General features: G+C 45.0%; 10 protein-coding genes. 3 read left to right on the forward strand and 7 right to left on the reverse strand.

Translation table 11 applies throughout. From position 1 onward, the window contains the following. Positions 1-101: 101 nt before the first annotated feature. From fre to trxA, 6 genes are all read right to left on the reverse strand, one after another. On the reverse strand, positions 102-809 hold the full coding sequence (gene fre, locus B9J84_RS11200) for an NAD(P)H-flavin reductase (protein WP_088731505.1): 708 nt from the start codon (positions 807-809) through the stop codon (positions 102-104). Between the two features lie 14 nt (positions 810-823). Next, entirely contained in the window at positions 824-1,093 is a 270-nt protein-coding gene (locus tag B9J84_RS11205) for a 2Fe-2S iron-sulfur cluster-binding protein (RefSeq protein WP_013855397.1), read from the reverse strand. Next, complete coding sequence (gene ubiD, locus B9J84_RS11210; protein WP_094124149.1) at positions 1,090-2,946, reverse strand: 4-hydroxy-3-polyprenylbenzoate decarboxylase; 1,857 nt, start codon at positions 2,944-2,946, stop codon at positions 1,090-1,092. The genes B9J84_RS11205 and ubiD overlap by 4 nt, the downstream gene beginning before the upstream one ends. Positions 2,947-3,023: 77 nt before the next feature. Further along, positions 3,024-4,019, reverse strand: coding sequence for a hypothetical protein (locus B9J84_RS11215; RefSeq protein WP_094124150.1), 996 nt, complete (start codon positions 4,017-4,019; stop codon positions 3,024-3,026). Between the two features lie 108 nt (positions 4,020-4,127). Continuing rightward, complete coding sequence (rho, locus tag B9J84_RS11220) at positions 4,128-5,387, reverse strand: transcription termination factor Rho (protein WP_010319292.1); 1,260 nt, start codon at positions 5,385-5,387, stop codon at positions 4,128-4,130. Between the two features lie 199 nt (positions 5,388-5,586). After that, on the reverse strand, positions 5,587-5,913 hold the full coding sequence (trxA, locus tag B9J84_RS11225) for a thioredoxin TrxA (RefSeq protein ID WP_010319293.1): 327 nt from the start codon (positions 5,911-5,913) through the stop codon (positions 5,587-5,589). Positions 5,914-6,024: 111 nt separating this feature from the next. Between trxA and rhlB the strand changes: the two genes are divergently transcribed. Continuing rightward, complete coding sequence (gene rhlB / locus B9J84_RS11230) at positions 6,025-7,335, forward strand: ATP-dependent RNA helicase RhlB (protein ID WP_026027733.1); 1,311 nt, start codon at positions 6,025-6,027, stop codon at positions 7,333-7,335. 7 nt (positions 7,336-7,342) lie between these two features. After that, positions 7,343-8,836 carry a guanosine-5'-triphosphate,3'-diphosphate diphosphatase gene (gene gppA, locus B9J84_RS11235; protein WP_094124151.1) on the forward strand — a complete coding sequence of 498 codons (1,494 nt, stop codon included), beginning with the start codon at positions 7,343-7,345 and terminating at the stop codon, positions 8,834-8,836. A 105-nt stretch (positions 8,837-8,941) separates the two neighbouring features. On the opposite strand, the gene B9J84_RS11240 is transcribed toward gppA, so the two are convergent. Next, entirely contained in the window at positions 8,942-9,616 is a 675-nt protein-coding gene (locus tag B9J84_RS11240; protein ID WP_026028324.1) for a 7-cyano-7-deazaguanine/7-aminomethyl-7-deazaguanine transporter, read from the reverse strand. Between the two features lie 391 nt (positions 9,617-10,007). Between B9J84_RS11240 and gmk the strand changes: the two genes are divergently transcribed. After that, positions 10,008-10,631 carry a guanylate kinase gene (gmk, locus tag B9J84_RS11245; protein ID WP_017044367.1) on the forward strand — a complete coding sequence of 208 codons (624 nt, stop codon included), beginning with the start codon at positions 10,008-10,010 and terminating at the stop codon, positions 10,629-10,631. The last annotated feature ends 51 nt before the right edge of the window (positions 10,632-10,682 follow it).

The following is a 10,682-nucleotide window of genomic DNA, read 5'->3' on the forward strand; positions in this document are numbered from 1 at the left end:
ATAAAAAATAAGAAAAACATCTATTTTGTTTAAATAGCAGCCACAAAGCGTCAAAAGAGAGCATTTCGCTCTCTTTTGATAGGCTTTAATCTCTCTCGATCTTAAATAAAAGCGTAGGCATCAGCAAACATGTGATCGCTTTTTGCATTTTTGTATTGGGTAAACTGTTCTCTTGCTGCTCCAGCCATATCAAAACGACCTGCAATATAAATGTCGTACGCTTCTAACGACTCGAAATCATCATTGATCGCTTGGAGTACATTGCCAACCTTACCATTCCAACTTTCATCAGCCGTTTCAACAACAGGTACAAAGTGGATGTTCTCAAATTGCTGAGCAATCTCACTCAGTTCTGTTTTTGCATAGAGTTGGTAAACGTCTTTTGCTCCCCAGTACAAATAGATAGCGTTACTTTTCTTTTGGCTAATACAGTGATCTAAAATCGAGCGTACATAGCTAAAGCCTGTTCCTCCAGCAATGAGTAGTAGAGGGCGCTCATTTTCTTTTACCCACGCATCACCGTGAGGTGCATCTATATTGACTAAACCCTTGTTGCTTAATGCCGTTCTCATTTTCTCAACCACTTCCTGTGCATAAGCATTGTGCTCGGCGGCACCAATGTGCAACTCTAGTTCACCAGAACGGCAAGGGCTGCTTGCGATAGAAAATGGACGTTTATCTTTCTCACCCATTTCTACCATGAGATATTGCCCAGCTTTAAATGCAAGAACGCTTTCAGGTTGGAGGATGATTTTATAAGTATTAGAGGCTAATGGCTCAATTGACTTTACTTTACATTGGGTGGTCATGTTTTTCCTCTGACTTACTCTGCAAAAGTAAGTACTAAGTTACTTGTTGCAAAGGCTTGGCAAGGGAATATCCAACCTTGTCGCTGCTCTTCGTCAGTCAACATCGGTTCTAAGTTATATTCCACTACACCTTCTAATTTTCTGCACATACACATAGCGCATGCACCTATTTGACAACGGTGTGGAAAAGAGATGTTCTTGTTGAGCGCAGCTTCCAACACCGTTGTACCGTCTTGCACTTCAAAAGTATCGCCTTTCGGCAGCAAGATCACCGTATAAGTCATAAAATACCTAGCTCATCCCAGAGCGAGTCTATTTTGGTGACGACCTCGTGATCTTTTTGGATTGGCGTCCCCCACTCTCGCTGAACTTCACCAGAGAGTTTGTTGGTTGCATCCAGCAGGAGCTTGGAACATTGCCCTTCATTAGCTTCTATACGATCAGTATCCCGAGACGGATCCATGCGCGTGGTTATCGCCCAAATCACATCATTCCAATCTCGGATATTCACATCATCATCACAGAGCACAACAAACTTCAGGTTTGAAAATGTCTCTAAAAATGCCCATATCTTTTTTAACAGCTCTTGAGATTGACCAGCGAACGCTTTGTTCATGGATACCATCAAGAAACCATCATTAGAAAATGGCACTAAATAGATATCAACAATCTCAGAATGCTGAGCTCTAAGCTGATCCAAATGCTCAGCTTTGATCTGAGGAGCCGTTGATGGTGATGACTGTTGTCTTGTACCGTCACTCTCAACATCCCATTTAATGGTAGCATCTAAGCCCATTTTGGAGCCTAGCCCCACCACTGGAGAGGCAAAATCAAGTGAATCAATCGGTGTATGTTCGATGAATAAAGTGTCTCGGACTGGGTCCATATGTGTTGTCATTGCATTGATAACTGAATTCCAATCACGAGCATCGACTGATTCATCGCACACCACCACATATTTAGTGTACATAAACTGGCGAAGGAACGACCAAACTCCCATCATGACTCGCTTTGCATGACCAGGGTATTGCTTTTTCATCGTCACCACCGCCATTCGATAAGAACAACCTTCCGGCGGTAAATAGAAATCGACGATTTCAGGGAACTGTTTTTGGAGTATAGGTACAAACACTTCATTTAACGCAACACCAAGCACAGCTGGTTCATCAGGTGGGCGTCCGGTATAAGTGCTATGGTAGATAGGATTGCTGCGCATTGTGATATGCGTAACCGTAAAGACACGATGCTTTTCAACTTCATTATAGTAACCCGTGTGATCACCATAAGGCCCTTCGTCAGCATATTCGTTTGGATCTATGTAGCCTTCCAGCACAATTTCCGCACTAGCAGGCACATCTAGATCATTACTGAGCGATTTAACCACTTCTGTTTTACTGCCTCGTAGCAATCCCGCAAAAGCATATTCAGAAAGCGTATCTGGCACTGGTGTCACCGCGCCTAGAATGGTTGCAGGATCAGCCCCAAAAGCCACTGAAACTGGGAAATTCTCTCCGGGGTGAGTGTCCATCCAATCTCTTAAATCTAGAGCACCACCACGATGCGCCAACCAACGCATGATGACTTTGTTTTTAGTGAGTTTCTGTTGGCGATAAATCCCGAGATTTTGTCGCTTCTTGTTTGGCCCTTTAGTGATGGTCAGCCCCCAAGTCAGAAGAGGAGCAACATCATCGGCCCAACAACTCATCACTGGGATTTTGTCTAAGTCAACATCGTTGTCCTGCCAAACAATCTCCTGGCAAGGAGCCTTGCGTAGTCGTTTGGTTGGCATGTTGAGCACTTGCTTAAATAAAGGCAATTTATCGATAGCATCTTTGAAGCCCTGTGGTGGCTCGGGCTCTTTGAGATAAGCCAGTAATTTGCCGACTTCCCTTAACTCTTGGACCTCTTTACGCCCCATGCCGATCGCGACGCGTTTTGCGGTGCCAAACAAGTTAGTGAGCACGGGAACCGTATAACCGATCGGGTTTTCAAATAGCAAGGCAGGACCTGCGGCACGCAAAGTGCGGTCGCTAATTTCCGTCATTTCATAATGAGGGTCAATCGGGCAAGTAATGCGTTTTAGTTGGCCTGTTTTTTCCAGATGGTCAACAAATTCACGTAAATCCTTAAAGCTCATAGGCCTACTACATCGCTGATTAAACTGCAGGCAGTATAACAAAAACAACCCATTAACGATCCCCAAATTTCATAGGGTTATTGAGAGAGGGCTTGCAAAATACCACGACTTTTCACCTGAGAATTACTCACCAGTAAATCCTTTAGCCAGCGGCTGTGTCCTTGCTCGACCAAAGCAGTGGCCACTAAATTGACCTCTTCATTGATTGACATTTTGGCTATCAGAAAGTCGCGGATATCAGGACGCATGGGGCTGATGCGAACTAATGCCTTAATCGCTTGTACTTTTAAACTTGGATTTTCACTGGCGGCCATGATCTGTTTTATCGCAAATTCATCGCTTACGCTGGCTAATCGTGTGAGTTCCTGCTGAATGGAAAAATCGACCCGCATCAGCCACAGGAGTTTATAGATTTTAGGATCTTCACTAACTTGAGCTAATCGAACCATCACTTGTGTGGAAGGTAACCATCCGGTCACTGGCTCTGATGTCAGTTGCTCAGTGAGCGCAGCTAAAGCACTTGGGGATAGTGTATCTAACTCGCGGATCAGTAACGTTTCGCGAATTTTTACTTGATATTGAGTCCCTGACAACCATGTTTTCAGTACTAGCTCTTGGCGCTCCGCCTTCACCAAGAAATCGAGAATGGTTTGTTCCTGCCGCCAACGCTTTAATAAACGGCTGGCTATCGCAGAAGAGTCAAAAGCTGGAGTTGAGAATTCATAGCCTTGTTCTTTTTCGACAACTTGATAAGTGGGTGCAAGCGCTTGCTGCTCTTCAATGAAGATCACCATATTCGGCGTTAGCGCGAGATCCAACTGCTCGATTTTTTGCAGCAACAGAAAACGTGCGGCTTCTTGCGGTAATAGCGCTAAACGTTGTAATGAAAAACGCAAAGAATCAAATTCATCATGTACCGCGTACTGCAATAGCTCTGCACTTTTATGGCGAATTTGTTCTTCCTGAAGCCATTTTTGAGCTGTATCAGACGTTATTTCTATAGAGGCAGCACTTGGCCACGCACAAAATAAAAATAGCGAGAGGAGAAGCGACGACAACATTCCTTGTTGCATTTTAACCTCCTTGTAACATTTAGCCTATTGTGGAAGGTTAATGGGTCAAATGCAAACAAAAACGCCACCGATAAACGGTGGCGTTGGTCATACTAAACTTAGCGTCTATTATTGACGGCGCATCGCATCAAAAAACTCATCATTGGTTTTCGTCATCGCGAGCTTATCAATTAAGAATTCCATTGCGTCACTTTCACTCATTGGGTGAACGATCTTACGCAAAATCCACATTTTTTGTAACTCATCGGGCTTAGTAAGCAACTCTTCACGACGAGTACCGCTGCGGTTGAAGTCGATAGCAGGGAAGACACGTTTTTCCGCAATTTTACGGTTAAGGTGCAATTCCATGTTACCTGTACCTTTAAACTCTTCGTAGATAACTTCATCCATTTTAGAGCCGGTATCAACCAATGCCGTCGCAATAATCGTTAAACTACCACCTTCTTCTACATTACGAGCCGCACCGAAAAAGCGCTTAGGACGTTGCAATGCGTTGGCATCCACACCACCAGTCAACACTTTGCCAGATGACGGGATCACAGTGTTGTAGGCGCGAGCTAAACGTGTGATGGAATCAAGCAGGATAACGACATCTTTCTTATGCTCAACCAAACGTTTTGCTTTTTCGATCACCATTTCTGCCACTTGTACGTGACGTGAAGCTGGCTCATCAAACGTAGAAGCAACCACTTCGCCTTTCACAAGGCGTTGCATTTCCGTTACTTCTTCAGGACGTTCGTCAATCAGTAGCACCATCAACACGCAATCAGGATGGTTGTTAGCAATACTTTGCGCGATATTTTGTAGCAACATGGTTTTGCCCGCTTTTGGCGGAGCAACAATCAAACCACGCTGGCCTTTACCAATCGGAGAGGCAAGGTCTAGAACTCGTGCCGTAATGTCTTCTGTCGAGCCATTACCACGCTCCATGATCATACGTTCATTGGCATGCAGTGGAGTTAAGTTCTCAAATAAAATCTTGTTACGTGCATTATCCGGTTTGTCGTGGTTAACAGTGTTAACTTTTAACAATGCGAAATAACGTTCGCCTTCTTTTGGTGGGCGAATTTTGCCGGATACTGAGTCACCGGTGCGTAAGTTGAAACGGCGAATTTGGCTTGGTGATACGTAGATATCATCAGGGCCAGCTAAATATGAACAGTCGGCGCTACGTAAGAAACCAAAACCGTCTTGAAGAATTTCCAAGACCCCATCACCAAATATATCTTCACCACTTTTTGCGTGCGCTTTTAGGATGGAGAAGATGATGTCTTGTTTTCTTAGACGCGCTAGGTTTTCGAGGCCTAGGCTCTCACCAAGTTTCACAAGATCAGACACAGGTCTGTTCTTCAATTCTGTTAGATTCATTGTGGTGGATACTTGTTTAGTCAAAATAGGATCTATTTTCTAGTTAAGATGGATTTTGGTCTCAGGATCGACCAAGAAGTGAACACTTGTCTAATTAACGTGCGATAAACTAGCACTAAATAATAGCCTAGTCTAGAGTTTGTTTCTTTTCAAAAAAACAAAGCCGTGCATCAGAAAATGTACGGCTTTGCGATACCTGTTATAGGTTTGCGTCCAAAAACTCTTTCAATTGAGTTTTTGATAACGCACCAACTTTCGTTGCAGCGACGTTGCCATTTTTGAACAGCAGCAAGGTTGGGATGCCACGAATACCAAACTTAGGTGGAGTACCTGCGTTGTGGTCGATATTTAATTTACCGATAGTCAGTTTGCCTTCGTACTCGCTAGCGATTTCATCCAAAATTGGTGCAATCATCTTACAAGGACCACACCATTCTGCCCAAAAATCAACAAGAACAGGGCCTGCAGCTTTGATTACATCGTTCTCAAAACCATCATCTGTAAGCTGCAAAATCTTATCGCTCATCTTCCACTCCAATATGTTTTTCTGCACTGATTATAAGCTAACCAGTAAATAGATGCTCTATTGGAATGTATTTACTTTCGTATTGCAAGCTTAAGCTGATATTCTATGGCGATGAAAAAGACACATATCACAGAGCAAAAGTTCGCCGATTTGGGATTACATCCTCAAGTTGTTGAAGGATTGGAAAAAAAAGGGTTCGATTACTGTACCCCGATCCAAGCCTTGGCGTTGCCGGTACTGCTCACCGGCCAAGACATTGCAGGCCAGGCCCAAACAGGGACTGGTAAAACGCTTGCGTTTCTCGCTGCTACTTTTAACCACTTACTAACAACCCCTGAACATGAAGGGCGAAAACCGACGCAGCCGCGTGCCATTATTATGGCTCCGACTCGTGAGTTAGCGATTCAAATTTATAACGACGCCGAACCTCTGATTGCCAGTACTGGCATCAAAGCCGCGCTGGCTTACGGTGGTGAAAGCTACGATAAGCAATTGTCTAAGCTGCAAGATGGTGTCGACATATTGATCGGTACAACAGGACGTATCATCGATTTCTACAAACAACACGTGTTTAACTTGAATAATATTCAAGCTGTAGTGCTGGATGAAGCCGATCGCATGTTTGACCTTGGTTTTATCAAGGACATTCGTTTCCTGTTTCGCCGTATGCCAGAACCTAAAGAGCGCCTGAACATGCTGTTTTCAGCCACGCTTTCTTATCGCGTTCAAGAGTTGGCGTTCGAGCACATGCATAACCCTGAGCACGTGGTTGTTGAACCAGAACAAAAAACTGGCCATCGCATCCAAGAAGAGCTGTTCTACCCGTCTAACGAACATAAGATGGCGCTATTACAGACACTGATAGAACAAGATTGGCCAGATCGCGCCATCATTTTTGCCAACACAAAACACCGCTGCGACTCTATTTGGGGTCATTTAGCCGCAGATGGGCACCGTGTCGGCCTGCTAACGGGTGATGTACCGCAGAAGAAACGTGAAAAGATCCTTGAGCAATTCACTACCGGTGATGTCGACATTCTTGTTGCAACCGACGTGGCAGCGCGAGGCTTACACATTCCTCAAGTCACACACGTATTCAACTACGACTTACCTGATGACTGTGAAGACTACGTGCACCGTATTGGTCGTACAGGTCGCGCAGGAGAGAGTGGTCACTCGATTAGTTTTGCCTGTGAAGAGTACGCCATTAACCTAACCGCGATTGAAGAGTACACCGGGCACGCGGTTCCTGTTTCTGATTACGATGCATCGGCGTTGATTGAAGACTTACCACCGCCAATTCGTCTGCGTTCTCGTAATCCTCAGCAGCGCCGTACTAATAACAATGGCCCTCGTACTGGCAACCGTAAGCCACAAAGTCGTCGCCCACGTCAACCTCATCAAAGTAATAAGGGTTCGTAATCCATTTATGAGTAAAGCCGTCTCCTCGCCGCTCTACGCTGCCATCGACCTTGGGTCGAACAGTTTTCATATGCTCATCGTGCGTCATATTGATGGCAGTGTACAAACGATGGCCAAAATAAAGCGCAAAGTACGCTTGGCCGCCGGGTTAGATGATAACAACGCTCTTAGCCAAGAAGCGATGCAGCGAGGATGGGACTGCCTCAGTTTATTTGCGGAACGACTACAAGATATACCCGCCAGCAATATCCGTATTGTTGGCACTGCCACACTGCGTACAGCCACCAACGTTGAGCTGTTTTTAACTCAAGCCAACCAAATACTCGGCCACCCCATTCAGGTTATTTCCGGTGAAGAAGAGGCGGCCACTATCTATAAAGGAGTGGCGCACACTTCAGGTGGCTTAGGACGACGCTTGGTTGTCGATATTGGTGGGGCCAGTACTGAACTCATCATTGGTGAAGGGTTCGATGCCAAAGCGTTAACCAGTTTAAAAATGGGCTGCGTCACTTGGCTTGAGCGCCATTTTAAAGACAGACAGCTTAACGCGGTTAACTTTAATCGAGCGATTGATGCGGCAAAACAGACGTTAGCGCCTATCCTTGAACAATACTCACAGTTAGGTTGGGATGTGTGCGTAGGTGCCAGTGGCACAGTACAGGCGTTGCAAGAGATTATGCTGGCGCAAGGGATGGATGAGGTGATCACTCATACCAAACTAAAACGCTTGCAAAAACAAGCGATGCTCGCCGATCACTTGGAAGAGCTTGATATTGAAGGCTTAACTTTAGAGCGAGCGTTAGTTTTCCCAAGTGGCCTCTCGATTTTAATTGCCATCTTTGAACTGCTCGAGATTGAATCGATGACTTTAGCTGGCGGCGCATTGCGTGAAGGCTTAGTGTATGAAATGGTCGAAGAGCTGCGCCAAGATGACATTCGAACGCGTACCATCAATAGCGTTCAGGTGCGATATCAAATTGATGTTGACTACGCCAAGCAAGTGGCTCAACTTGCCCAATCGCTGCTCAAACAGTGTGGGGGGGAAGATTGGATTGCGGAACCGCAAGCTGAAATGCTGCTCACTACCGCTGCACAATTGCATGAAATAGGGTTAGCGATTGATTTAAAAAAAGGCGGTGAACACAGCGCCTACCTGCTACAAAACCTCGACTTGCCCGGCTATACCCGTGCACAGAAACACTTTCTAGGCGAAATTGCTCGTCGTTATCGCGAGCAGCTCTCTTCATTGCCAGAGCAGTACGCTCTGTCGGGTAACAGCGCCAAGCGGGTGTTACGTTTACTGCGCCTTGCCGTATTGCTCAGCCATCGTCGTAACGAGGCACTACAGCCTAAATTTACACTGCAAGCTCAAGGTGACCAACTGACTCTTCGGTTATCCGCCAAATGGTTAGCGGCCAATCCTCTCACCACCGCCGAGCTGGATATTGAAGCAAACCGTCAAAGCGACATTGGTTGGCCACTCATTATCGACCCATCATAGTCATAAGATGCAGACACATGAAAAAGCCCGAGCAGCACTTGCTCGGGCTTTGATTTTCTATCTTCCTAGTATAATGGCTCGCTACTCCACTACTGAACATTTCAACTACTGAGCATTGATCCCAACGGTTCGAAAATCAGGGTTGACCGCTGTCAGCTTCCGGATCAAGTAATTGAGCAGCACACCGTACATCGGCACAAACAGGCCTAAACTGATCACCAGTTTAAAACCATAATCAACCAAGGCAATTTCGGTCCAATGTTCAGCCATGAATGGATCGGGGCTTTGATAAAAAGCAATCGCAAAAAAAGCGACCGTGTCTAATGCATTACCAAATAACGTAGAACAGGTTGGCGCAACCCACCACTGCTTCATCTGGCGCAGACGATTAAACACATGCACATCCATAATTTGCCCTAGCAAATACGCCATAAAACTGGCAATCGCAATACGCGCAACAAACAGATTAAACTCATGAAGCTGGGCAAGCCCTTGGAATTGACCTTCAAAAAATAGCACCGAGAGTGCATAAGAAACAATCAAAGCCGGTAACATCACTAAGAAAATGATTTTACGAGCCAACGCTGCACCAAAAATGCGTACAGTGAGATCCGTTGCCAGAAAAATGAATGGGAAAGTAAATGCGCCCCAAGTGGTATGTAAACCGAATACAGTAAAGGGCAACTGAACCAGATAATTGCTTGATGCAATAATGATCAAATGAAATAGCACTAAAAGTGCCAAAGCTTTGCGCTGCTGCGCAAGGGTAAAGTAACTCATTGTGTACCTTTTTAGTTTGTTTTGGGGGCGAGGGAACCCAAATCGAAGAATTAGTCTTGCATTAATTTATAGGCCTAACACGCGTTCATATTCAAATCACGAGCTCAGCGGCGGGCGATTATACAGTAATAAACCCCCTCGACAAGCCTTGAAATAAGAGCAAACGTTTACTCATTGAAGAAAATATAACCATTCCAAAATTCCCCTTTCACAGCTAAAGGCCGACCTTTTTGTTGTAGACATCCATGGGAACGTGCTACTCTTCGCCTCCATTTTTTCTGGCCTTATTTTCATTTTCTAGGATGAAACTCTCTGGGTCAGTGCTATCTTTTAACATGCTGATAGACGCAAATATCAGCATTCAATCCTAACCTAACGTGGAACAGAACAGATGGGCAAAGGTACTCTTTATATCGTCTCTGCACCCAGTGGTGCAGGCAAATCAAGCTTGATCTCTGCGATGTTGGAAACCAACCCAACCTATGCGATGAAAGTCTCTGTTTCACATACCACACGCGGCATGCGTCCGGGCGAACAAGATGGTGTTCATTACCATTTTGTACAAAAAGAGCTGTTTGAAGAGTTGATTACTAAAGGTGAATTTCTCGAACATGCTGAAGTATTTGGCAACTACTACGGCACCTCTAAGGTATGGATTGAAAATAACCTCAACAAAGGCATTGACGTTTTTCTTGATATTGACTGGCAAGGCGCGCGTCAAATACGCGACAAAATGCCGGATGCAAAAAGTGTGTTTATCCTTCCTCCTTCAAAAGAAGAATTGGAACGCCGCTTGAATGCTCGTGGTCAAGACAGTGAAGCCGTCATTGCTAAACGTATGAATGAAGCTCAAGCTGAAATCTCGCATTACACCGAATACGACTATGTCATCATAAATGATGATTTCGATGTGGCATTAATGGATTTCAGAGCTATTTTACGTGCTGAACGATTGAAGCAAGACAAGCAAGCTGCTAAATATAACAGCATGCTCAACGCGCTACTGGCGGAATAATCACCCGCTCAAACAAGGCAAAGTCTATCGCTAGTATAAACAAAGATTAGA

Source organism: Vibrio sp. V03_P4A6T147, from assembly GCF_002241085.1.
In the GTDB taxonomy this organism is placed as follows: domain Bacteria; phylum Pseudomonadota; class Gammaproteobacteria; order Enterobacterales; family Vibrionaceae; genus Vibrio; species Vibrio anguillarum.

Coding starts and splice junctions, on each gene's coding strand:
- B9J84_RS11240 (WP_026028324.1), bottom strand. CDS start 9,616: ATGAGTTACTTTACCCTTGCGCAGCAGCGCAAAGCTTTGGCACTTTTA.
- B9J84_RS11215 (WP_094124150.1), bottom strand. CDS start 4,019: ATGCAACAAGGAATGTTGTCGTCGCTTCTCCTCTCGCTATTTTTATTT.
- ubiD (WP_094124149.1), bottom strand. CDS start 2,946: ATGAGCTTTAAGGATTTACGTGAATTTGTTGACCATCTGGAAAAAACA.
- trxA (WP_010319293.1), bottom strand. CDS start 5,913: ATGAGCGATAAGATTTTGCAGCTTACAGATGATGGTTTTGAGAACGAT.
- fre (WP_088731505.1), bottom strand. CDS start 809: ATGACCACCCAATGTAAAGTAAAGTCAATTGAGCCATTAGCCTCTAAT.
- rho (WP_010319292.1), bottom strand. CDS start 5,387: ATGAATCTAACAGAATTGAAGAACAGACCTGTGTCTGATCTTGTGAAA.
- gppA (WP_094124151.1), top strand. CDS start 7,343: ATGAGTAAAGCCGTCTCCTCGCCGCTCTACGCTGCCATCGACCTTGGG.
- rhlB (WP_026027733.1), top strand. CDS start 6,025: ATGAAAAAGACACATATCACAGAGCAAAAGTTCGCCGATTTGGGATTA.
- B9J84_RS11205 (WP_013855397.1), bottom strand. CDS start 1,093: ATGACTTATACGGTGATCTTGCTGCCGAAAGGCGATACTTTTGAAGTG.
- gmk (WP_017044367.1), top strand. CDS start 10,008: ATGGGCAAAGGTACTCTTTATATCGTCTCTGCACCCAGTGGTGCAGGC.